General features: G+C 61.6%; 21 protein-coding genes. 3 read left to right on the forward strand and 18 right to left on the reverse strand.

The features are described 5' to 3' along the window. Positions 1 to 81 precede the first annotated feature (81 nt). The 15 genes from nuoF to LOY37_RS09770 form a co-directional block, all read right to left on the reverse strand. A complete protein-coding gene (gene nuoF / locus LOY37_RS09700; RefSeq protein ID WP_045201391.1) occupies positions 82 to 1,455 on the reverse strand; it encodes an NADH-quinone oxidoreductase subunit NuoF in 1,374 nt (457 codons plus the stop codon). After that, positions 1,452 to 1,949, reverse strand: coding sequence for an NADH-quinone oxidoreductase subunit NuoE (gene nuoE / locus LOY37_RS09705; protein WP_012313767.1), 498 nt, complete (start codon positions 1,947 to 1,949; stop codon positions 1,452 to 1,454). The genes nuoF and nuoE overlap by 4 nt, the downstream gene beginning before the upstream one ends. A gap of 2 nt (positions 1,950 to 1,951) precedes the next feature. Further along, positions 1,952 to 3,733, reverse strand: coding sequence for an NADH-quinone oxidoreductase subunit C/D (gene nuoC / locus LOY37_RS09710; protein WP_195883506.1), 1,782 nt, complete (start codon positions 3,731 to 3,733; stop codon positions 1,952 to 1,954). Between the two features lie 78 nt (positions 3,734 to 3,811). Continuing rightward, positions 3,812 to 4,489: an NADH-quinone oxidoreductase subunit B gene (locus tag LOY37_RS09715; protein ID WP_010220398.1), complete on the reverse strand. Its 678-nt coding sequence runs from the start codon at positions 4,487 to 4,489 to the stop codon at positions 3,812 to 3,814. Between the two features lie 10 nt (positions 4,490 to 4,499). Then, positions 4,500 to 4,913 carry an NADH-quinone oxidoreductase subunit A gene (locus LOY37_RS09720; RefSeq protein WP_010220397.1) on the reverse strand — a complete coding sequence of 138 codons (414 nt, stop codon included), beginning with the start codon at positions 4,911 to 4,913 and terminating at the stop codon, positions 4,500 to 4,502. Between the two features lie 358 nt (positions 4,914 to 5,271). Continuing rightward, complete coding sequence (locus LOY37_RS09725) at positions 5,272 to 5,934, reverse strand: lysoplasmalogenase (protein WP_258716732.1); 663 nt, start codon at positions 5,932 to 5,934, stop codon at positions 5,272 to 5,274. A gap of 184 nt (positions 5,935 to 6,118) precedes the next feature. Further along, entirely contained in the window at positions 6,119 to 7,444 is a 1,326-nt protein-coding gene (gene aceA / locus LOY37_RS09730; protein WP_038996041.1) for an isocitrate lyase, read from the reverse strand. A 488-nt stretch (positions 7,445 to 7,932) separates the two neighbouring features. Further along, entirely contained in the window at positions 7,933 to 8,697 is a 765-nt protein-coding gene (locus LOY37_RS09735; protein ID WP_258716733.1) for a secretin N-terminal domain-containing protein, read from the reverse strand. An 85-nt stretch (positions 8,698 to 8,782) separates the two neighbouring features. After that, positions 8,783 to 9,217: a GNAT family N-acetyltransferase gene (locus tag LOY37_RS09740; RefSeq protein WP_038996039.1), complete on the reverse strand. Its 435-nt coding sequence runs from the start codon at positions 9,215 to 9,217 to the stop codon at positions 8,783 to 8,785. Next, on the reverse strand, positions 9,210 to 10,376 hold the full coding sequence (locus tag LOY37_RS09745) for a cupin domain-containing protein (RefSeq protein ID WP_045201394.1): 1,167 nt from the start codon (positions 10,374 to 10,376) through the stop codon (positions 9,210 to 9,212). The genes LOY37_RS09740 and LOY37_RS09745 overlap by 8 nt, the downstream gene beginning before the upstream one ends. Positions 10,377 to 10,458: 82 nt before the next feature. Continuing rightward, entirely contained in the window at positions 10,459 to 11,829 is a 1,371-nt protein-coding gene (gene purB, locus LOY37_RS09750) for an adenylosuccinate lyase (RefSeq protein ID WP_010226761.1), read from the reverse strand. A gap of 179 nt (positions 11,830 to 12,008) precedes the next feature. Further along, positions 12,009 to 12,629: a high frequency lysogenization protein HflD gene (hflD, locus tag LOY37_RS09755; RefSeq protein WP_045201395.1), complete on the reverse strand. Its 621-nt coding sequence runs from the start codon at positions 12,627 to 12,629 to the stop codon at positions 12,009 to 12,011. Further along, complete coding sequence (mnmA, locus tag LOY37_RS09760) at positions 12,626 to 13,750, reverse strand: tRNA 2-thiouridine(34) synthase MnmA (RefSeq protein ID WP_045201396.1); 1,125 nt, start codon at positions 13,748 to 13,750, stop codon at positions 12,626 to 12,628. Before mnmA ends, hflD begins: the two co-directional genes overlap by 4 nt. 70 nt (positions 13,751 to 13,820) lie before the next feature. Continuing rightward, positions 13,821 to 14,255, reverse strand: a complete 435-nt coding sequence (locus LOY37_RS09765; protein ID WP_082075505.1) for an NUDIX hydrolase — start codon at positions 14,253 to 14,255, stop codon at positions 13,821 to 13,823. A 147-nt stretch (positions 14,256 to 14,402) separates the two neighbouring features. Further along, positions 14,403 to 16,628: an NADP-dependent isocitrate dehydrogenase gene (locus tag LOY37_RS09770; protein ID WP_045201397.1), complete on the reverse strand. Its 2,226-nt coding sequence runs from the start codon at positions 16,626 to 16,628 to the stop codon at positions 14,403 to 14,405. A 414-nt stretch (positions 16,629 to 17,042) separates the two neighbouring features. Between LOY37_RS09770 and icd the strand changes: the two genes are divergently transcribed. Next, entirely contained in the window at positions 17,043 to 18,299 is a 1,257-nt protein-coding gene (gene icd, locus LOY37_RS09775) for an NADP-dependent isocitrate dehydrogenase (protein ID WP_045201398.1), read from the forward strand. 63 nt (positions 18,300 to 18,362) lie between these two features. Here icd and cspD read toward each other — a convergent pair whose 3' ends face one another. Further along, positions 18,363 to 18,617: a cold shock domain-containing protein CspD gene (cspD, locus tag LOY37_RS09780; RefSeq protein WP_258716734.1), complete on the reverse strand. Its 255-nt coding sequence runs from the start codon at positions 18,615 to 18,617 to the stop codon at positions 18,363 to 18,365. Positions 18,618 to 18,842: 225 nt separating this feature from the next. On the opposite strand from cspD, the gene clpS reads away from it, so the two are divergent. Both clpS and clpA read left to right on the forward strand, forming a co-directional pair. After that, positions 18,843 to 19,205: an ATP-dependent Clp protease adapter ClpS gene (clpS, locus tag LOY37_RS09785; RefSeq protein WP_009400967.1), complete on the forward strand. Its 363-nt coding sequence runs from the start codon at positions 18,843 to 18,845 to the stop codon at positions 19,203 to 19,205. A gap of 30 nt (positions 19,206 to 19,235) precedes the next feature. Further along, a complete protein-coding gene (gene clpA / locus LOY37_RS09790; protein WP_045201400.1) occupies positions 19,236 to 21,506 on the forward strand; it encodes an ATP-dependent Clp protease ATP-binding subunit ClpA in 2,271 nt (756 codons plus the stop codon). 86 nt (positions 21,507 to 21,592) lie between these two features. Here the strand turns inward: clpA and infA are convergent, their stop codons facing one another. Both infA and LOY37_RS09800 read right to left on the reverse strand, forming a co-directional pair. Next, entirely contained in the window at positions 21,593 to 21,811 is a 219-nt protein-coding gene (gene infA / locus LOY37_RS09795; protein WP_002553999.1) for a translation initiation factor IF-1, read from the reverse strand. A 104-nt stretch (positions 21,812 to 21,915) separates the two neighbouring features. Further along, entirely contained in the window at positions 21,916 to 22,623 is a 708-nt protein-coding gene (locus LOY37_RS09800; RefSeq protein ID WP_045201401.1) for an arginyltransferase, read from the reverse strand. Positions 22,624 to 22,671 lie beyond the last annotated feature (48 nt).

Raw genomic sequence — 22,671 nt, forward strand, 5'->3', positions numbered from 1 at the left:
GTGTGCCTGCAGCCCGCGACAGGTGTCCCCGGGCGAGCTGGGCAGGCAGCGGGCGGCACGGACCGCCCGCGTTGTTATTCGTTATGCGCCGACGACGATCGGCTTCGCCAGGTCCGGGCGCAGGCCGGCAGCGGCAGCAGCCGGTGCCTGGGCGGCAATGCCAGCCTCGAACTCAGGGCGGAAGTACTTGATCGCGCTACCCAGCGGCTCAACGGCGCCCGGTGCGTGGGCACAGAAGGTCTTGCCTGGGCCGAGGAAACCGACCAGACCCAGCAGGGTCTCGATGTCGCCCTGCTGGCCCTGGCCTTTCTCGAGGGCGCGCAGGAGCTTGACGCTCCACGGCAGGCCGTCGCGGCACGGGGTGCAGAAGCCACAGGATTCACGGGCGAAGAACTCTTCCATGTTGCGCAGCAGCGAGACCATGTTGACGCTGTCGTCCACGGCCATGGCCAGGCCGGTACCCATGCGGGTGCCGACCTTGGCGATGCCACCGGCGTACATTTGCGCGTCCAGGTGCTCGGGCAGCAGGAAACCGGTACCGGCCCCGCCTGGCTGCCAGCACTTGAGCTTGAAGCCATCGCGCATGCCGCCGGCGTAGTCTTCGAACAGCTCGCGGGCCGGGACGCCGAACGGCAGCTCCCACAGGCCCGGGTTCTTGACCTTGCCGGAGAAGCCCATCAGCTTGGTGCCGTGGTCTTCGCTGCCTTCGCGGGCCAGCGACTTGTACCAGTCGATGCCGTTGCCGACGATGGCCGGCACGTTGCACAGAGTCTCGACGTTGTTCACGCAGGTCGGCTTGCCCCACACGCCAACGGCGGCAGGGAAGGGCGGCTTGGAGCGCGGGTTGGCGCGGCGGCCTTCGAGGGAGTTGATCAGAGCGGTTTCTTCACCGCAGATGTAGCGCCCGGCACCGGTGTGGACGAACAGCTCGAAGTCGAAGCCGCTGCCAAGGATGTTCTTGCCCAAAAGGCCGGCAGCCTTGGCTTCCTCGACCGCACGGGTGAGGTTGCGCGCTGCGGTGGTGTATTCGCCACGCAGGAAGATGTAGCCGCGGTAGGCCTTCAGCGCGCGGGCGCTGATCAGCATGCCTTCGATCAGCAGATGGGGCTGTTGCTCCATCAGCATGCGGTCTTTCCAGGTGTTGGGCTCCATTTCGTCCGCGTTGCACAGCAGGTAGCGGATGTTCATGGATTCGTCTTTGGGCATCAGGCCCCATTTGACGCCGGTGGGGAAGCCCGCACCGCCACGGCCCTTGAGGCCGGAATCTTTTACGGTCTGGACGATATCGTCCTGGGACATTTGCGCCAGGGCCTTGCGGGCGGCGGCGTAGCCGTCCTTGGCCTGGTACTCGTCGAGCCACAGCGGCTCGCCGTCGTCACGCAGGCGCCAGGTCAGCGGATGGGTTTCAGCCGAACGCGCAATGCGGTTGGCCGGGCCGAAGGAAGTGATGGTCATACGTAACCCTCCAGCAGTTTGGAGACGCCAGCAGGCTGCACGTCGCCAAAGGTGTCGTCGTCGATCATCAGCGCCGGGGCCTTGTCGCAGTTACCCAGGCAGCATACCGGCAGCAGGGTGAAACGCCCGTCTGCGGTGGTCTGGCCGAGGCCAATGCCCAGCTCGCTCTGGATCTGGCTGACCACCGACTCGTGACCGCCGATGTAGCAGACCATGCTGTCGCAGACGCGGATGATGTGCCGGCCAACCGGTTGACGGAAGATCTGGCTATAGAAAGTGGCCACGCCTTCGACGTCGCTGGCAGGAATGCCGAGCACTTCGCCGATGGCGTAGATGGCGCCGTCCGGCACCCAGCCGCGTTCCTTCTGGACGATCTTCAGGGCTTCGATGGACGCCGCGCGCGGGTCCTCGTAGTGATGCATCTCGTGCTCGATGGCCGAGCGCTCGGTTTCGCTCAGGGCGAAACGGTCGGTTTGGATAAGCGTGCTGTTCATGCTTAGCGGTCCACGTCAGCCATAACGAAGTCGATACTGCCCAGGTACGCAATGAGGTCCGCGACCATGCTGCCGCGGATCACCGAAGGGATCTGCTGCAGGTGCGGGTAGCTCGGGGTACGGATCCGGGTGCGGTAGCTCATGGTGCCGCCGTCGCTCGTCAGGTAGTAACTGTTGATGCCCTTGGTCGCCTCGATCATCTGGAAGGACTCGTTGGCCGGCATCACCGGGCCCCACGAAACCTGCAGGAAGTGAGTGATCAGGGTTTCGATGTGCTGCAGGGTGCGCTCTTTCGGCGGCGGCGTGGTCAGCGGGTGATCCGCCTTGTACGGGCCTTCCGGCATGTTGCGCAGGCACTGGTCGATGATGCGGATACTCTGGCGCATCTCCTCGACACGGACCATGCAGCGATCGTAGGCATCGCCGTTGTGGGCCAGCGGCACTTCGAACTCGAAGTTCTCGTAGCCGGAGTAAGGGCGGGCCTTGCGCAGGTCGAAGTCAAGACCGGTGGAACGCAGGCCGGCACCGGTGACGCCCCATTCCAGGGCCTCTTTGGTGTTGTACTGGGCAACGCCGATGGTCCGGCCCTTGAGGATGCTGTTCTGCAGGGCGGCCTTGGTGTATTCGTCGAGGCGCTTGGGCAGCCAGTCGACGAAGTCTTTCACCAGTTTTTCCCAGCCGCGCGGCAGGTCGTGGGCAACGCCGCCGATGCGGTACCAGGCCGGGTGCAGACGGAAGCCGGTGATGGCTTCGATCACGGTGTAGGCGCGCTGACGGTCGGTGAAGGTGAAGAACACCGGGGTCATGGCGCCGACGTCCTGGATGTAGGTACCCAGGAACAGCAGGTGGCTGGTGATGCGGAAGAACTCGGCGAGCATGATGCGGATCACGTCGACCTTCTGCGGCACCTGGATACCGGCCAGCTTCTCTACCGCCAGCACGTACGGCAGGTTGTTCATCACCCCGCCGAGGTAGTCGATACGGTCGGTGTAGGGGATGAAGCTGTGCCAGGACTGGCGCTCGGCCATCTTCTCGGCGCCACGGTGGTGGTAGCCGATGTCCGGGACGCAGTCGACGATCTCTTCGCCGTCCAGCTGCAGGACGATACGGAAGGCACCGTGGGCCGAAGGGTGGTTCGGGCCGAGGTTGAGGAACATGTAGTCCTCGTTGGCGCCGGAACGCTTCATGCCCCAGGCCTCAGGATTGAAGCGCGCGGCTTCTTCCTCGAGCTGCTGCTTGGCCAGGGTCAGGCTGTACGGATCGAACTCGGTGGCGCGCGCAGGGTAGTCCTTGCGCAGCGGGTGACCTTCCCAGGTCGGCGGCATCATGATCCGGGTCAGGTGCGGGTGGCCGGCAAAGTCGATGCCGAACATGTCCCAGACTTCACGCTCGTACCAGTTGGCGTTGGGCCAGATACCGGTGACGGTCGGCAGGTTGAGGTCACCTTCGCTCAAGGCCACCTTGATCATCACGTCGCTGTTCCGCTCCACCGACAGCAGGTGGTAGAACACACTGAAGTCGGCGCCCGGCAGGCCGCGGCGCTGGGTGCGCAGGCGCTCGTCGACGCCGTGCAGGTCGTAGAGCATGCTGTACGGCTTGGCGACGTGGCGCAGGAAACTCAGCACGTCCTTGAGTTTTTCGCGGGTAACCCAAAGCACCGGCATGCCGGTGCGGGTTTCCTGGGCGACGAACGCTTCGGGGCCGAATTTGTTGTTCAGTTCGACGACCACATCCTGGTCGTCAGCCTTGTAAGGCGGGATATAAATAGCGGTGTCCGCTGTCATGGTCTCGGTCGCTTTCGGTCAACGTAGAGAATGAAGCCAGGCTGCCTGTCGCGCATGCGCAGGCAACAGGTCGCTGGATCAGACTTCGTCGGGGCTGCGCAGGTTGGTGACCTGGATGCGCTGTTCACGGCGTTGCTCTTTCTGCGACGGCATCTCGGCACGGTAAATGCCTTGATCACCGACAACCCAGGAAAGAGGACGACGCTCCTGGCCAATCGACTCCTGCAACAGCATCAGGCCTTGCAGGAAGGCTTCAGGGCGAGGCGGGCAGCCAGGCACGTAGACATCCACGGGGAGGAACTTGTCGACCCCCTGAACGACCGAGTAAATGTCGTACATGCCACCGGAGTTGGCGCACGAACCCATGGAGATGACCCACTTGGGTTCGAGCATCTGCTCGTACAGGCGCTGGATGATCGGCGCCATCTTGATGAAGCAGGTGCCGGCGATGACCATGAAGTCGGCCTGACGCGGCGATGCCCGGATGACTTCGGCGCCGAAGCGGGCGATGTCGTGGGGCGCCGTGAAGGCCGTGGTCATTTCCACGTAGCAGCAGGAGAGGCCGAAGTTGTACGGCCACAGGGAGTTCTTACGCCCCCAGTTGACCGCGCCACTGAGCACATCTTCAAGTTTGCCCATGAAGATGTTCTTGTGGACCTGGTCCTCTAGCAGCGAATCGGAGACGGTTTCCCGCTCTCCGATTGGATATTGCTCGTTGGGAGCATCCGGGTCGATTCTGGTGAGATTGTATTGCATTGCCAAAGCCTCATTGTTTCAGCTTCGCTTGCCGCTTGCGACGACCTTCGGGAGCCCAATCAAGTGCCCCGACGCGCCATAGGTAGACAAGACCTGCCAACAGAATTGCTATGAAAACGAGTGCTTCGACGAATCCGGTCCAGCCGCTTTCGCGGACGGACACAGACCATGCAAAGAGAAAGAGGGCTTCGATATCGAAGATCACGAACAGCATCGCGACCAGATAGAATTTGGCTGACAGGCGCAAGCGGGCGCCGCCAGTGGGCAGCATGCCGGACTCGAAGGGTTCGTTCTTGCTGCGGCCCCAGGCCTTGCTGCCGAGCAGGGCGGACAGACCGAGCATGAAGGCACACAGGCCTACGACACCCAAAAGGAAAATGGCAAAGCCCCAGTTGTGGGCGATGAGTCCTGTCGAATCGGGCATGCTGAAAATCCTTATACAGAGACCAGTCTCTGCGGCTTGAAAAGAAGTAGAGCAGTGACGATATGTCGCAGCGGAATCTATCGCGCTGATTTTATGGGTAAACCCGGTGCAAGTAAAATTTCTGCAGCAAATTTATTCGTAAGATTAAGAACAAAAATCTTTCGTAACAGGCTGCAGGCCACGCAGGCCGGGCATTGCCCCGGGTTCTGTTAATTATGTTTCTTGTAAAACGTAATGAACCAGCAACTTCGTAATGATAATTAATATCATTTGAAGCGGTGCGATTAGTCCTACTGTTCGAGTCAACTACAAAGTTGTGCAACATGGTCGTCACCCGCAAGTTTCCACACCCTGTGTTTTAACCTGTTTTTTCTTGCCCCGCCGCGCTCTGGGTCAAGGCTTTTGCCGATTGCCTGGTGTAGGCCGAGGCGGCAATCGCCCATTGCCCCAGCCAGTAGGCAATGATGATCAGGTACTGGGCGGCGCCGAACGGGCTGACGAAGCGGTCGATGCCGATCAGACTGTCGGAAAACACGAAAGACACCGCGCCCAGCGCTGCCAGGCCGCCACAGGCCAGGGCGCGCCAGAGCATGGCGCTGATGGCCAGGGCGTACACGGTGACTGGAATCAGCAGTTCACCCAGGCCGGAGCTGATCAGCAGCCCTAGCAGTAACGCGCCGACAATCGCCGAACCGAGCAGGGCCGCGGGCGCCAGCTGGCGGTTCTCACCCAGGTAGCCGCGCAGGTAGGCCAGGTGCGCGCAGAGAAAGGCCGCCAGGCCAAACACAAACAGGTCGCCCGGTACGGCCAGGAGGATGTCGCCGAGCAAGGAAAAGCCCAGGCCAATGATGATCCAGCGCCGGTAGGGGGTTGGCTCTGCGGTGCTAAGCCAGTAGATCAGCGCCAGCACCGGGATCGGCTTGACCGCCAGCCCCAGCAGTGCATTGGCGCTGGCCAGTGCATATATATAGAAGGCTGCGCCCAGCAGGGCCAGGCAGAGCAGGGTGACAGGGCGGGACATGGCCGATCCTTGGTGTTGTTGTGCACCTAGCATAGCCTGGAGGAGCGGGCTTGACCCGCGATAGCGGTCAATCAGCAACATCGCTATCGCGGGGCAAGCCCGCTCCCACAAAAAACAAAACCCGGGGCCCCATCACAGGCCCCGGGTCTTGCGTATTACCCGAATGTCAGCAACCGATCAGCGATCAGTGGAACTGCTCTTCTTCAGTCGAACCGGTCAGTGCGGTTACCGAAGACTTGCCACCCTGGATCACGGTGGTCATGTCGTCGAAGTAGCCGGTGCCGACTTCCTGCTGGTGGGCGACGAAGGTGTAGCCTTTCGAGGCGTCAGCGAACTCTTGCTCTTGCAGCTTGACGTAGGCGGTCATGTCGTTGCGGGCGTAGTCGTGCGCCAGGTTGAACATGCCGTGCCACATGTTGTGGATACCGGCCAGGGTGATGAACTGGTGCTTGTAGCCCATGGCCGACAGTTCGCGCTGGAACTTGGCGATGGTGGCGTCGTCCAGGTTCTTCTTCCAGTTGAAGGAAGGCGAGCAGTTGTACGACAGGATCTGGTCCGGGTATTCCTTCTTGATCGCTTCGGCGAAGCGGCGGGCTTCGTCCAGGTCCGGCTTGGCGGTTTCACACCAGATCAGGTCGGCGTATGGCGCGTAGGCCAGGCCGCGGGCGATGGCTTGATCGAGGCCGGCGCGAACCTTGTAGAAGCCTTCCTGGGTGCGCTCGCCAACCACGAACGGCTGGTCGTACGGGTCGCAGTCGCTGGTCAAGAGGTCAGCGGCGTTGGCGTCGGTACGGGCCAGGATGATGGTCGGTACGCCGGCAACGTCGGCCGCCAGACGGGCAGCGCTCAGCTTCTGTACGGCTTCCTGGGTAGGAACCAGTACCTTGCCGCCCATGTGGCCGCATTTTTTCACCGAGGCCAGCTGGTCTTCGAAGTGCACGCCGGCGGCGCCTGCTTCGATCATGTTCTTCATCAGCTCGTAGGCGTTCAGTACGCCACCGAAACCGGCTTCGGCGTCAGCCACGATCGGCGCGAAGTAGTCGATGTAGCCTTCGTCGCCCGGGTTCTTGCCGGCTTTCCACTGGATCTGGTCAGCGCGACGGAACGAGTTGTTGATGCGCTTGACCACGGTTGGCACCGAGTCCACCGGGTACAGCGACTGGTCCGGGTACATGGATTCGGCCGAGTTGTTGTCGGCAGCCACTTGCCAGCCGGACAGGTAGATGGCCTGGATACCGGCTTTGACCTGTTGTACAGCCTGGCCGCCGGTCAGGGCGCCCATGCAGTTGACGAAATCTTTTTCTGGACGGAAGGACGGGTGTGCGCCCTGGGTGACCAGCTTCCACAGCTTCTCGGCACCCAGACGGGCCAGGGTGTGCTCAGGCTGGATCGAGCCACGCAGACGAACGACATCAGCGGCGGTGTAGGTACGGGTCACGCCTTTCCAGCGCGGGTTCTCGGCCCAGTCTTTTTCGAGGGCTGCAATTTGCTGTTCGCGTGTCAGTGCCATGGAAATAAACCTCGTCGCATCGGTCTTGGGTAAAAATTCTCGCTCTCTACTGCGCAGATCAGAAGCCTGGCAAAGGTCAGTATGGGCGAAATATGCGACGGTCGAACGATGGGGCTCGAAGGGGGAAGTGAGCAGGTGGGCGAGGTTTTCGCTGCAGGGTGGCTCGTGGTTGCCGAACTGCAGTGAACAGTGCTGCCGGGTACCTTTTGATGCGCTTCCGTCCCTCGGGACAACTTCGTTCCAGTCGCAATCTCGTCAAACTGCCTTGTGGGCGGTACAGACACGAGTCGGCTCAGGTGGGTAGGTTAGAGCGCGGCTCGAAAGCCCTTGCCAGGGCCTCTGATTAGCGGGAGCGGGGCCATCATGCCTCGGCGGTTCGGGGTCGTCAAATGTTTTGTAGTGGTTTTTTATCACCACTACATCTTTCGTCTAATGCGACTCCTCAGTCAGTTTCGAGGCCTTTGGTCGAGGCCTTGATTTGTCTGGGTTCAGTCCAAAGCGTCGACTTTTACCCGCAATGTCATGTTTTCACCGCGCTGGGTGCTGTAACTGAGCGTTGAAGCACTGCGTTCGGACTGACTCTGCTGGTTGACCCCGGCCAAGGTGATCCACTCACCGAGCTTGCCACTGACTTTTGTGTCGGTACTTTGCACCTTCACTACATCAGGACGTTCCTGGCTCATCCGGTCATTGTTGGTACTGATGTTCAGGTGCACGGTGTCGCCAGTAACGCTGGCGGTGACGTAGAAGCCCTGGGTGACGTTGCGGTATTCGGTGTCGCTCTGCACCCGGCCGTAGCCATCGGTACTGGTGCTGGTGATCGGGATGCTCTGGCCGACCTGGATCAGCGCCGGGCTGCCTTCGCTGGCTTGCACCTGTTGCAGGCCGCCTTCGCGGTTGGCGGTGCCGTAGCGGATGACCCGGGCATTGCCGCGGTTGTCCTGGAAGTTGCTGTCGTTGTTGTCGACACTGATCAAGAGCCTGCGCGGCGCGGTATCCAGTTGCTGCAGCAGGGTGCGCAGGTCGTCGATGCGTTCGGGTTCGGCGTTGACGATCAGTTTGTTTTCAAAGGCGCTGACGCTGCCGTCCTTGCCAATGAAGGCTTGCGCGGTGGGGAGGATTTCAGCGCTGGTGCGGTGACTCAGCGGCAGGACTTCGGTGGCGGCCAGCGCACTCAGGCTGAGCGACAGAAGCAGGGAGGCGAGAAGGGGGCGTAGCGGCATGTCCATGATCTCCGCGGGTGGAACGGACATGATGGCAAATTTGTTGGGGTTTTGCCGCCCTCATCGCGGGTCAAGCCCGCTCCCACTGTGGGAGCGGGCTTGACCCGCGATGCTTTTAGGCCAGCTCGCGCGACTCGCGCACCATGTCCACGTGCGGAATGCCCGCCTCGAGGAACTCTTCGCTGACCACCTTGAAGCCAAGGCGCTCGTAGAACGGCGTGGCATGCACCTGGGCGCTGAGCATCTGCTGTTTGAGGTCGCGGTTCTGTGCTTCGACGATGACCGCCTGCATCAGCGCGTCACCGACCTTCAGCCCGCGCCAGTCCTTGAGCACCGAAACCCGGCCGATCTGGCCGTCAGGCAGCAGGCGCGCGGTGCCGATGGCGTAGTCACCTTCCATGGCGAGGAAATGCACGGCGGTGTTGTCGTCGGCATCCCACTCCAGCTCCGGCGGCACGTTCTGTTCGGCGATGAACACGGCTTCACGAATACGGCGGATGTCAGCGTTGTCTTTTTGCCAGTCGGCGAGACGGACGCGAATCTTATTCATTGGCGAACCCCAGGCTTCCTTGTTTGACCAGTTCGCAGATCAAGGTAATGCCTTGATCGTTTTCAAGCCACTGCTCAAGGTTTTCAATGTGCAACGCGTCGGCGGCGCAGATCAGCTTCAGCAGCTCGCGCAGCTCGCCCGGCAGCAGGCGGCTCTGGCCGCTGGCGAACAGCAGCAGGTTGTCATCGACTTCCGACCAGGCCAGGCGCGCGCTCGGGTTGCGGATCAGGATCGCGCCTTCGGCCAGGCTCTCGATCAGGTCGGCTTCGTCCAGCGGCTCGCCGCTGACCAGCTCCGGATAACGCGGCTCGGTCATGAACTGGCCGAACCAGGTCAGCAGCAGGCGCTCGTCACCCATGTGTTCGGTGAGCAGCTTCTTCAGGCGGTCGAGGGCATCGTGCTGGATCTGGTGCGGGTCGCTGACCGGCTCGGCATCGGCGTCGGTGTAGCGCTCTTCGTCAGGCAGGAACTGGCTGAGGAAGTCGGTGAAGTGGGTCAGCACTTCAGCGGCGCCCGGGGCGCGGAAGCCCACCGAGTAGGTCAGGCAGTCATCTTCGGCAATGCCGTAGTGGGCCAGGCGCGGCGGCAGGTAGAGCATGTCGCCGGGCTCCAGGGACCACTCCTCGCTCTGTTCGAATTCAGCCAGGATGCGCAGGTCGGCGTGCTCCAGCAGCGGGCTGTCGCTGTCGCACATCTGGCCGATCTTCCAGTTGCGCTTGCCCTGGCCTTGCAGCAGGAACACGTCGTAGTTGTCGAAGTGCGGGCCGACGCTGCCGCCGGGCGCGGCGTAGCTGATCATCACATCGTCGATGCGCCAGCTTGGCAGGAAGCGAAAGTGCTCGAGCAGCTCGCCGACTTCCGGCACGAACTGATCGACCGCTTGCACCAGCAGGGTCCAGTCGCGCTCGGGCAGGGTGCTGAAGGCGTCTTCTTCGAACGGGCCGCGGCGCAGCTCCCAAGGGCGCTCGCCATGCTCGATGACCAGGCGCGATTCGACTTCTTCTTCCAGGGCCAGGCCGGCCAGTTCGTCGGCATCGATCGGGCTTTCGAAGTCCGGGAAGGCCTGGCGCACCAGCAGGGGTTTCTTCTGCCAGTAGTCGCGCATGAATTCGCGGGCAGTGAGGCCGCCCAGAAGCTGCAGAGGAGTATCAGGATTCATGTGTAACCTATTGAAAAAAAGTAATTTTCTTTCGGTAATAAAAACGCCCGGCTGAGCCGGGCGTTTACGCGCAGGGCGCAGATCAGACGCGTTTGGCTTGAGCCGCGGCATTACCGATGTAGGAGGCTGGCGTCAGCTTCTTCAGCTCGCTGCGAGCCTCTGCTGGCATGTCCAGGCCATCGATGAAGGTCAGCAGCGCTTCGGGGCTGATGCCTTTGCCACGGGTCAGCTCCTTGAGCTTCTCGTAGGGGTTCTCGATGTTGTAGCGGCGCATGACGGTCTGGATCGGCTCGGCGAGCACTTCCCAGCAGGCGTCGAGGTCTTCGGCGATACGCGCTTGGTTGATTTCCAGCTTGCTGATGCCTTTGAGGCTGGCCTCGTAGGCGATCACGCTGTGGGCGAAACCGACGCCCAGGTTGCGCAGCACGGTGGAGTCGGTCAGGTCACGCTGCCAGCGCGACACCGGCAGCTTGCTGGCCAGGTGCTGGAACAGGGCGTTGGCGATACCCAGGTTGCCTTCGGAGTTTTCGAAGTCGATCGGGTTGACCTTGTGCGGCATGGTCGAGGAGCCGATTTCGCCAGCGATGGTGCGCTGCTTGAAGTAGCCCAGGGAGATATAGCCCCAGACGTCGCGGTCGAAGTCGATCAGGATGGTGTTGAAGCGGGCGATCGCGTCGAACAGCTCGGCGATGTAGTCGTGCGGCTCGATCTGCGTGGTGTAGGGGTTGAACACCAGGCCCAGCTCGTCTTCGATGAAAGCGCGGGCGTTGGCTTCCCAGTCGATTTGCGGGTAGGCCGACAGGTGGGCGTTGTAGTTGCCCACGGCGCCGTTGATTTTGCCCAGCAGCGGCACGGCGGCAACCTGAGCGATCTGGCGCTCCAGACGGTAGACGACGTTGGCCAGCTCTTTGCCCAGGGTGGTCGGCGAAGCCGGTTGGCCGTGGGTGCGCGACAGCATCGGCACGTCGGCGAAGCGGTGGGCCAGCTCGCGGATGGCCTGGGCGATCTGGCGCATCAGCGGCAGCAGCACGCTGTCGCGGCCTTCGCGCAGCATCAGGGCGTGGGACAGGTTGTTGATGTCCTCGCTGGTGCAGGCGAAGTGGATGAATTCACTGACCTTGGCCAGCTCCGGCAGCTTGGCAGCCTGCTCCTTGAGCAGGTACTCGATGGCCTTGACGTCGTGGTTGGTGGTGCGCTCGATCTCTTTGACGCGCTCGGCGTGCTCGAGGGCGAACTCATCGGCCAGGCCGTTGAGCAGGGCGTTGGCTTCGGCGGAAAAAGCCGGAACCTCGGCGATTTGCGGGTGGGCGGCCAGGCGCTGGAGCCAGCGAACCTCGACCAGGGCGCGGAAACGGATCAGGCCGTATTCGCTGAAAATAGGGCGCAGGGCCTGGGTTTTGCCGGCGTAGCGGCCGTCAACAGGGGAAACCGCAGTGAGCGAGGAAAGCTGCATGGGGTGTTCTCGGACAGTCAGGCTTTGAAAAGGGCGCATATCATACATGAAAAACGCGCCCGGGTCGGGTGGCTGACAAATGGTCTGCCGGTAATTCTTTGGCTTTTTCGCGGGTCAAGCCCGCTCCCACAGGTTGAAGGAAGCCTCTGTGGGAGCGGGCTTGACCCGCGATGGCTTTATCAGCCACGCAACATCGGATACAGCTCTTTGAGCAGTTTGCGCCGGCTGATCACCAGCTGCCAGCGATGCCCGCCGAGCTGCCGCCACAGGCGCGCGGCGCGGATGCCGGCAAGCAGCAGGGCGCGAATCTTCGAGGCGTTGCTGGGCTGCTGCAGGTGGCGCATGTCGCCGTGCACCTGGATGCGCTGGCGCAGGGTGCTCAGGGTGTCCTGGTACAGGGCGCCGCTGGAAGCGATGACATTTTCATGCACCAGGCCGAAATGCTCGGCCTGGGACTGGATTTGCGGCAGGCGGTTGCCAATCACGTCAAGCATGTCGCCGCGCTTGGCCAGCTGGCGCTCAAGGCCCAGCATCGACAGGGCATAGCGCAGCGGTTCGCGCTGCAGGCTGCCGGGGTCGCGCTCCAGGGCGCTGGCCAGGGCGCGGTAGCCGTCGCGCAGGTTCAGGTCGTCACCGCCGAACACCTCCAGGGTGTCCTTGGGGTCGCGTACCAGCAGGCTGCCGAGCATGCAGCCAAGGTTGGCCTCGCTGGCCTGGCCGGTGCGGGCGATACGGTCGACCAGCACCGCAGCCTGGAACACGCCGCCCAGGGCGATCAACTGCTCTTGCATGGCATTCATGCGCGCGCGCTCCACGGCTCGGCGGTTTCGATCACGCCGCCGCCGAGGCAGATTTCGCCGTCATAGAACACCACCGACTGGCCTGGGGTCACGGCCCGCTGCGGCTCGTCGAACACCGCGCGGTAGCCGCCCGGGGTTTGCTCCAGGGTGCAGTGCTGGTCGCTCTGGCGGTAGCGCACCTTGGCGGTCAGGCGCCGTGGGCTGGAAAGGTCAATCGGGTTGACCCAGAAAATTTCTGAAGCGAGCAGGGCGCGGGAGAACAGCCATGGGTGTTCGTTGCCCTGGCCGACCACCAGCACGTTGCGGGTCAGGTCTTTTTCCAGCACGTACCACGGCTCGTCGCCGGCGTCTTTCAGGCCGCCGATGCCCAGGCCCTGGCGCTGGCCAATGGTGTGGTACATCAGGCCATGGTGACGACCGATGACTTCGCCGTCGGTGGTCTGGATCTCGCCCGGCTGCGCGGGCAGGTACTGCTTGAGGAAGTCGCTGAAGCGCCGCTCGCCGATAAAGCAGATGCCGGTGGAGTCTTTCTTCTTGGCCGTGGCCAGGCCGTGTTTCTCGGCGATGGCACGCACTTCGGGTTTTTCCAGCTCGCCGACCGGGAACAGCGTGCGGGCGATTTCCTTGCCGCCGACGGCGTGCAGGAAGTAGCTCTGGTCCTTGTTCGGGTCCAGGCCCTTGAGCAGTTCGGTACGGCCATCGGTGTCGCGGCGGCGCACGTAGTGACCGGTGGCGATCAGGTCGGCACCGAGCATCAGCGCGTAGTCGAGGAAGGCCTTGAACTTGATTTCGCGGTTGCAGAGGATGTCCGGGTTTGGCGTGCGTCCGGCCTTGTATTCGGCCAGGAAGTGCTCGAAGACGTTATCCCAGTATTCGGCGGCGAAGTTGGCGGTATGCAGCTTGATGCCGATGCGGTCGCACACGGCCTGGGCGTCGGCCAGGTCTTCGCGGGCGGTGCAGTATTCGGTGCCGTCGTCCTCTTCCCAGTTCTTCATGAACAGGCCTTCCACCTGGTAGCCCTGCTCCATCAGCAGGAGGGCGGAGACGGAAGAGTCCACGCCGCCGGACATGCCGACGATAACGCGTGTCTTTTCGGGTTCGTAAAGTGCTGGACTGGTCATAGGTACCGGCTGTGTATCTGGAAAAAGACAACGATTCTATCAGGCTGCGGCCTTCAAGGCATCGTTGCTGTCAGTCGCGAATCAACGCCAGGCTGTGCAGCGGGCCGGCCAGGTAATCGTCGATGCAACGGGGCACCAGTTCGCTGCGCCAGCGCTCGGGGTCGGCCAGCAGCTCCTCGCGGCTCAGCCACACGGCGCGCACGATGTCGCTGTCCAGGGCCCGCTCGGGGTGGTGCTTGAGCGCCCGGGCGGCGAAGCAGATGCGCTGGTAGGTCACGCCGTTGCTGGGGGCGGTGTACAGATAGATACCGACCACGCCGGTCAGCTCGACCTCCCACGCGGTTTCTTCGAGGGTTTCGCGGCGGGCGGCGTCGAGCAGGCTCTCGTTGGCCTCCAGGTGGCCGGCGGGTTGGTTGAAGACGTGCTTGCCGGCCTTGAATTCCTCGACCATGAGGAAGCGGCCCTGGTCTTCGATAATGGTGGCGACGGTGATGTGGGGGCGCACGGTCGATTCTCTCCCTAAGTTGGAAGTTTCAAGCTGCAAGCTACAAGTAAAAGCCGAGCGCGCAAGGCTCTTTCTTGTAGCTTGTAGCTTGATACTTAAAGCTAAAAAACCCCGGTGCGTGGCCGGGGTTTTTTCATTCCTTCAAGCTTACAGCGCGGCGATCGCGCTGTTGAAGGTCTGGCTCGGGCGCATCACCTTGCTGGTCAGCTCGGCATCCGGGTAGTAGTAACCACCGATGTCAGCCGGCTTGCCCTGAACGGCGTTGAGCTCGGCGACGATGGTCGCTTCGTTCTCGGCCAAGGCTTTTGCCAGTGGGGCGAAGCGCGCTTGCAGGGCGGCGTCGTCGCTCTGGGCGGCCAGGGCCTGGGCCCAGTACAGGGTCAGGTAGAAGTGGCTGCCGCGGTTGTCGATACCACCAACCTTGCGCGCCGGGGACTTGTTGGTGTCCAGGAACTGGCCGGTGGCCTGGTCCAGGGTCGCCGCCAGTACCTTGGCTTTCGGGTTGGCGTAGGCGTTGCCCAGGTGCTCCAGGGAGGCGGCCAGGGCCAGGAACTCACCCAGCGAATCCCAGCGCAGGAAGTTTTCTTCAACCAGTTGCTGTACGTGCTTGGGAGCCGAACCGCCGGCGCCGGTTTCGAACAGGCCGCCGTTGTTCATCAGCGGTACGATCGACAGCATCTTGGCGCTGGTGCCCAGCTCCATGATCGGGAACAGGTCGGTCAGGTAGTCGCGCAGCACGTTGCCGGTGACCGAGATGGTGTCCTGGCCAGCGCGGATGCGCTGCAGGGAAACCTTCATCGCCTCGACAGGCGACAGGACGCGGATGTCCAGGCCAGCGGTGTCGTGGTCTTTCAGGTACTGCTGGACCTTCTCGATCAGCACGCCGTCGTGGGCACGCTGCGGGTCGAGCCAGAACAGCGCCGGGGTGTTGCTGGCGCGGGCACGGTTGACGGCCAGTTTGACCCAGTCCTGGATCGGTGCGTCTTTGGTCTGGCACATGCGGAAGATGTCGCCGGCTTCGACGTCCTGGGACAGCAGCAGGTTGCCCTTGCCGTCAACCACGCGGATCACGCCGTCGGCCTTGGCCTGGAAGGTCTTGTCGTGGGAGCCGTACTCTTCGGCTTTCTGCGCCATCAGGCCAACGTTCGGCACGCTGCCCATGGTGGTCGGATCGAAGGCGCCGTGTTGCTTGCAGTCTTCGATAACGGCCTGGTAGATGGTGGCGTAGCAACGGTCCGGAATCACCGCCTTGGTGTCTTGCAGCTGGCCTTCGGTGTTCCACATCTTGCCCGAGTCACGGATCATCGCCGGCATCGAGGCGTCGACGATAACGTCGCTCGGCACGTGCAGGTTGGTGATGCCCTTGTCGGAGTTGACCATGGCCAGGGCCGGGCGAACGTCGTAGACGGCTTTGACGTCAGCTTCGATCTGCGCCTGTTGCTCGGCTGGCAGGGCCTTGATACGGGCGTACAGGTCGCCGATACCGTTGTTCAGGTTGAAGCCGATCTGCGCCAGTACGTCGGCGTGCTTGTTCAGCGCGTCCTGGTAGTACTCGGCAACGATCTGGCCGAACATGATCGGGTCGGAGACCTTCATCATGGTCGCTTTCAGGTGGACCGACAGCAGGACGCCCTTGGCTTTGGCGTCTTCGATCTCGGCGGCGATGAATTTACGCAGCGCCTTGGTGCTCATGACCGCGCAGTCGACGATTTCGCCGGCCTTGACCGCGGTTTTTTCTTTCAGAACGGTGGTGTTGCCATTCTTGTCCAGCAGTTCGATGCGCAGGCTGTCATCGGCTTCGATCAGCGCGGCTTTCTCGCTGCCGTAGAAGTCGCCCTGGCTCATGTGCGCCACATGGGACTTGGAGTCGGCTGCCCAGGCGCCCATCTTGTGTGGGTGCTTGCGTGCGTAGTTCTTGACCGACAGCGGTGCGCGGCGGTCGGAGTTGCCTTCACGCAGGACCGGGTTGACGGCACTGCCTTTGATGCGGTCGTAGCGCGCCTTGGCTTCTTTCTCGGCATCGCTGGCGGCGGCTTCAGGGTAATCAGGAATGTTGAAGCCCTTGGCTTGCAGTTCCTTGATCGCGGCCTTCAGTTGCGGAACCGAGGCGCTGATGTTCGGCAGCTTGATGATGTTGGCTTCTGGCGTGGTTGCCAGTTGGCCCAGTTCTGCCAGGTGGTCGGCCACTTGCTTGTCGGCGCCGAGCTGTTCAGGGAAGGCAGAAAGGATGCGGCCGGCCAGAGAGATGTCCCGGGTTTCTACGGCGATGTCGGCAGAAGCGGTGAAGGCTTCGATGACGGGGAGCAGTGAATAGGTGGCGAGGGCGGGGGCTTCGTCGGTGAAGGTGTAGATGATCTTGGATCGGGTGGGCATATTCGGGTTAACTCTCTGTTTTGCTGAGCGTGCGCAGAATCTCGAGGTGCGCAGGGTAGGCGCTTCGCTCAGACACATCCATGAGCAGAAGGTCGAAGATTCTGGGCGGTGATGGTGGATTGCATCAGTCGAGTGTCAAACGGCTGAACTGCGGTAACAGCCCAGTCTTGTCGGGGCCGCAGGTCTCGTTTCAGACGGTTCGCCCCCAGTGACCCTTTGGTCACCGGGCGAGTATACCAAAGCCTTGGTCGTATTGATCAAGATCAACCCGTCGCAGGGGCTTTTTTAGACCAAAGATGTAGGCGTTGCTGCCCCATCGCAGGGCATTTGCGCACGAGGTTCCCGTTGCCGTTCAACTGGGGTACGCTCAGGGGATCCAGATGACGAACCACACCAAAAAAAACGGAGTGCAGCATGGGATACCAGAAAATCAAGGTTCCGGCAGTCGGCGACAAAATCACCGTCAATGCGGACCATTCTCTCAATGTTCCTGATAATCCGATCATCCCGTTCATCGAAGGCGACGGCATTGGCGTAGATGTAAGCCCCGTCATGATCAAAGTGGTTGATGCTGCTGTAGAGAAAGCCTATGGGGGCAAGCGCAAGATTTCCTGGATGGAAGTCTACGCTGGTGAAAAAGCCACCCAGGTATACGACCAGGACACCTGGCTGCCCCAGGAAACCCTCGATGCGGTCAAGGACTACGTCGTCTCCATCAAGGGCCCGCTGACCACCCCGGTCGGTGGCGGTATCCGCTCCCTCAACGTGGCCCTGCGCCAGCAACTGGACCTGTATGTCTGCCTGCGCCCGGTGGTGTGGTTCCAGGGCGTGCCCAGCCCGGTGAAAAAGCCGGGTGACGTCGACATGGTGATCTTTCGCGAGAACTCCGAAGACATCTATGCCGGTATCGAATGGAAGGCCGGTTCGCCCGAGGCGACCAAGGTCATCAAGTTCCTCAAAGAAGAAATGGGCGTCACCAAGATCCGTTTCGACCAGGATTGCGGCATCGGCATCAAGCCGGTCTCTAAAGAAGGCACCCAGCGCCTGGTGCGCAAGGCCCTGCAATACGTGGTGGACAACGACCGCAAGTCGCTGACCATTGTGCACAAGGGCAACATCATGAAGTTCACCGAAGGTGCCTTCAAGGACTGGGGCTACGAAGTGGCCAAGAACGAATTCGGCGCCGAGCTGCTCGATGGCGGCCCGTGGATGAAGTTCAAAAACCCGAAAACCGGCCGTGAAGTCATCGTCAAGGACGCCATCGCCGACGCCATGCTCCAGCAGATCCTGCTGCGCCCGGCCGAATACGACGTGATCGCCACCCTCAACCTCAACGGTGACTACCTGTCCGACGCCCTGGCGGCGGAAGTCGGCGGCATCGGTATCGCTCCGGGCGCCAACCTGTCCGACACCGTGGCGATGTTCGAGGCTACCCACGGCACCGCGCCGAAATACGCCGGCAAGGACCAGGTCAACCCCGGTTCGGTGATTCTCTCGGCCGAGATGATGCTGCGCCACCTGGGCTGGACCGAGGCGGCCGACCTGATCATCAAGGGTACCAACGGCGCCATTGCCGCCAAGACCGTGACCTACGACTTCGAGCGCCTGATGGACGGCGCAACCCTGGTCAGCAGCTCCGGTTTCGGTGAGGCCTTGATCAAGCACATGTAAGCGGCACAAGAAAACCGGCCAGTCCTTGCGGGCTGGCCGGTTTTCTTTTGTCTGATCGCCGGCTCAGGCTTCAGTTGTTTGCGGGCTGGGGGTGGGGGAGGCTGTGGTTGGTGCGGTCGCACTCTCGATATTGACCGCATGCAAGCCTTTGGGGCCCTGGATGATATCGAAGTTGACGGGTTGCCCGGCTTTCAGGGTTTTATAACCTTCCATCTGGATAGCCGAGTAGTGTGCAAACAGATCCTCTATTTTCCCGTCTTCATTGATGAAGCCATAGCCCTTGGCGTTGTTGAACCACTTGACTTTACCGCTTGCCATCCTCATATCCCTCTGCAAAGGACTCCATCACTGGAGTATCATCCACTCCATCCGCATATGAACCTGCGAAAATTCTGGTTGACTGCGCGGATCTTTATCGACCACGGTGGGTTCTTATTGGTTGTAACACCGTTTTGCCGATAGTCAAGGTGAGGTGACGGCTGTCCCGCGTCGCCTGTGCGGTCAACCCATAAACCAACCTGTCGAAATGATGAAATTCTTTCCATGCATGCACATAGCCAGATTCGACTAACATTCAATCAGGATCGCCCGCAATCGCATGAGGACGATGGTTCTGGCCTGGCGGTACAGGAGGCCAAACCGGCCCTGCAGGCGCCACCCATGTACAAGGTGGTTTTGTTTAACGATGACTACACACCGATGGATTTCGTCGTCGAAGTGCTCGAGGTGTTTTTTAACCTGAATCGCGAGCTGGCGACCAAGGTCATGCTGGCCGTCCACACAGAAGGACGGGCAGTGTGCGGATTGTTTACCCGTGACATCGCCGAGACCAAGGCCATGCAGGTCAACCAATACGCAAGGGAAAGCCAGCATCCGCTACTCTGTGAAATCGAGAAGGACGGTTAATCGCCGGCCACTTGGGTATGAGGTGAAGCTATGTTAAACCGCGAGCTCGAAGTCACCCTCAATCTGGCCTTCAAGGAGGCACGCTCGAAACGTCATGAGTTCATGACCGTCGAGCACCTGCTGCTGGCACTATTGGATAATGAGGCCGCCGCGACCGTTCTGCGCGCCTGCGGCGCAAACCTCGACAAACTCAAACACGACCTGCAGGAGTTCATTGACTCCACCACGCCGTTGATCCCCGTGCACGACGAGGACCGCGAGACCCAGCCAACCCTGGGCTTCCAGCGTGTATTGCAGCGCGCAGTCTTCCATGTCCAGAGCTCGGGCAAGCGTGAAGTCACCGGCGCCAACGTGTTGGTGGCAATTTTCAGCGAACAGGAAAGCCAGGCCGTGTTCCTGCTTAAACAGCAGAGCGTGGCCCGTATCGACGTGGTCAACTACATCGCCCACGGCATCTCCAAGGTGCCGGGCCATGGTGAACACTCCGAGGGCGAACAAGAAATGCAGGACGAGGACGGCGGCGAAACTTCATCGTCGGGCAATCCCCTGGATGCCTATGCCAGCAACCTCAACGAACAGGCCCGCCAAGGGCGCATCGACCCGCTGGTCGGCCGTGAGCTTGAAGTCGAGCGCGTCGCGCAGATCCTCGCCCGTCGGCGCAAGAACAACCCGCTGCTGGTTGGCGAGGCCGGTGTCGGTAAAACCGCCATCGCCGAAGGCCTGGCCAAGCGCATCGTCGACGGCCAGGTGCCGGACCTGCTGGCACAAAGCGTGGTCTACTCCCTGGACCTGGGCGCCTTGCTGGCCGGGACCAAGTACCGTGGCGACTTCGAGAAGCGCTTCAAGGCGCTGCTCAATGAACTGCGTAAACGCCCGCAGGCGATCCTGTTCATCGACGAGATCCACACCATCATCGGTGCCGGTGCGGCCTCCGGTGGGGTAATGGACGCCTCCAACCTGCTCAAGCCGCTGCTGTCTTCGGGTGATATCCGTTGCATCGGCTCGACCACCTTCCAGGAATTTCGCGGCATCTTCGAAAAAGACCGGGCCCTGGCGCGGCGCTTCCAGAAGGTTGATGTCAGCGAGCCATCGGTGGAAGACACCGTGGGCATCCTGCGTGGGCTCAAGGGGCGGTTCGAGAGCCACCACAACATCGAGTACAGCGATGAGGCCCTGCGCGCCGCTGCCGAGCTTGCAGCGCGCTACATCAATGACCGGCACATGCCCGACAAGGCCATCGATGTGATCGACGAGGCCGGCGCCTACCAGCGCCTGCAGCCGGTGGAGATGCGCGTCAAGCGTATCGACGTGCCGCAAGTCGAAGACATCGTCGCCAAAATCGCGCGGATTCCGCCAAAGCACGTCACCAGTTCCGACAAGGAGCTGCTGCGTAACCTGGAGCGCGACCTCAAGCTGACCGTGTTTGGCCAGGATGCGGCGATCGATTCGCTGGCCACCGCCATCAAGCTGTCACGCGCCGGTCTCAAGGCGCCAGACAAGCCGGTCGGTTCGTTCCTGTTTGCCGGCCCTACCGGTGTAGGTAAAACCGAAGCGGCGCGCCAGTTGGCCAAGGCCCTGGGTGTCGAGCTGGTACGCTTTGACATGTCTGAGTACATGGAGCGTCATACCGTCTCGCGTCTGATCGGTGCGCCTCCGGGCTACGTCGGTTTCGACCAGGGCGGGCTGCTCACCGAAGCCATCACCAAGCAGCCGCACTGCGTGCTGCTGCTCGATGAGATCGAGAAGGCCCACCCGGAAGTCTTCAACCTGCTGCTGCAGGTGATGGACCACGGTACCCTGACCGACAACAACGGGCGCAAGGCGGACTTCCGTAACGTCATCGTCATCATGACCACCAACGCCGGTGCTGAAACCGCTGCGCGAGCTTCGATCGGCTTCACTCATCAAGATCACTCATCCGACGCCATGGAAGTGATCAAGAAGAGCTTCACGCCGGAGTTCCGCAACCGCCTGGACACCATCATCCAGTTTGGCCGCCTCAGCCATGAGACGATCAAGAGCGTGGTGGACAAGTTCCTCATCGAGCTGCAGGCGCAACTGGAAGACAAGCGCGTGTTGCTCGAGGTGAGCGATGCGGCGCGCGGCTGGCTGGCGGCCGGTGGCTACGATGCGCAGATGGGCGCGCGGCCAATGGCGCGGCTGATCCAGGACAAGATCAAACGGCCGCTGGCCGAAGAGATCCTGTTTGGCGAACTGGCCGAGCATGGCGGTGTGGTGCACATCGACATCCGTGATGGCGAACTGGTGTTCGACTTCGAGACCACGGCTGAGATGGCGTAACGGCTGATCGCGGGCTTGCCCCGCGATGCTTTTCAAAGGCCAACAAAAACGCCCGGCATTTAGCCGGGCGTTTTTGTTGGTGTCGCTTAGCGGGCGCGGTAGGTGATGCGCCCCTTGCTCAGGTCGTAAGGCGTCAGTTCGACGCGGACCTTGTCACCGGTCAGAATACGAATGTAGTTCTTGCGCATCTTTCCGGAGATGTGCGCGGTAACGACGTGCCCATTTTCCAACTCCACACGGAACATGGTGTTGGGCAGGGTGTCGACGACAGTGCCTTCCATTTCGAAGCTGTCTTCTTTCGACATGCAGTAAAGCCCTCGGTGTCCAGTTAATGGCCCGGTGCACAGCTGCGCCAGGCAAAAAAAGTGGCGTGCATTGTGCCCGAAAAATGGCCTTCAAGCCAATGATTTCAGTTCAGCGTCACCCAACGTTGATTGATCAGCAGCTCGATGGGGCGGTACTGGGTCTTGTAGTTCATCTTTTTGCAGTTTTTGATCCAGTAACCGAGGTAGACCGCGTCCAGGCCCAGGCGCAGGGCTTCGGTGATCTGCCAGAGGATGGCAAAGCGCCCCAGGCTGCGCCGCTCTTCGTCCGGCTCGTAGAAGGTGTATACCGCCGACAGGCCGTTGGGCAGCAGGTCGGTGACCGCCACGGCCAGCAGGCGGCCGTCCAGGCGAAACTCGTAAAAGCGTGAAAACGGCAGATCGCGGACCAGGAAGGTGGAAAACTGGTCGCGGCTTGGCGGGTACATGTCGCCATCGGCGTGGCGCTGCTCGATGTAGCGCCGGTACAGCTCGAAGTATTCCTCCTTGAACGCCGGACGGGCGGGCGTCACGGTGATGTCGGCGTTGCGCTTGAGGATGCGTTTTTGCTGGCGGTTGGGCAAAAAGCGCGCAGCCGGGATCCGCGCCGGCACGCAGGCGTTGCAGTTCTGGCAGTGCGGGCGATACAGGTGGTCGCCGCTGCGCCGGAAGCCCATTTCCGACAGGTCTGCGTAGACGTTGACATCCATCGGCTGGCTCGGGTCGAGGAACAGCGTGGTGGCTTGCTCGTCTGGCAGGTAGCTGCAGGAATGGGGTTGAGTGGCATAAAACTTCAACCGCGCCAGCTCTGTCATGATCAACCCCTCGGGAGGTGCTTTTGTTTTAAGTGTAAGCCAGCTGGA

The sequence above is a fragment of the Pseudomonas sp. B21-012 genome (genome assembly GCF_024749305.1).
Lineage (GTDB): Bacteria > Pseudomonadota > Gammaproteobacteria > Pseudomonadales > Pseudomonadaceae > Aquipseudomonas.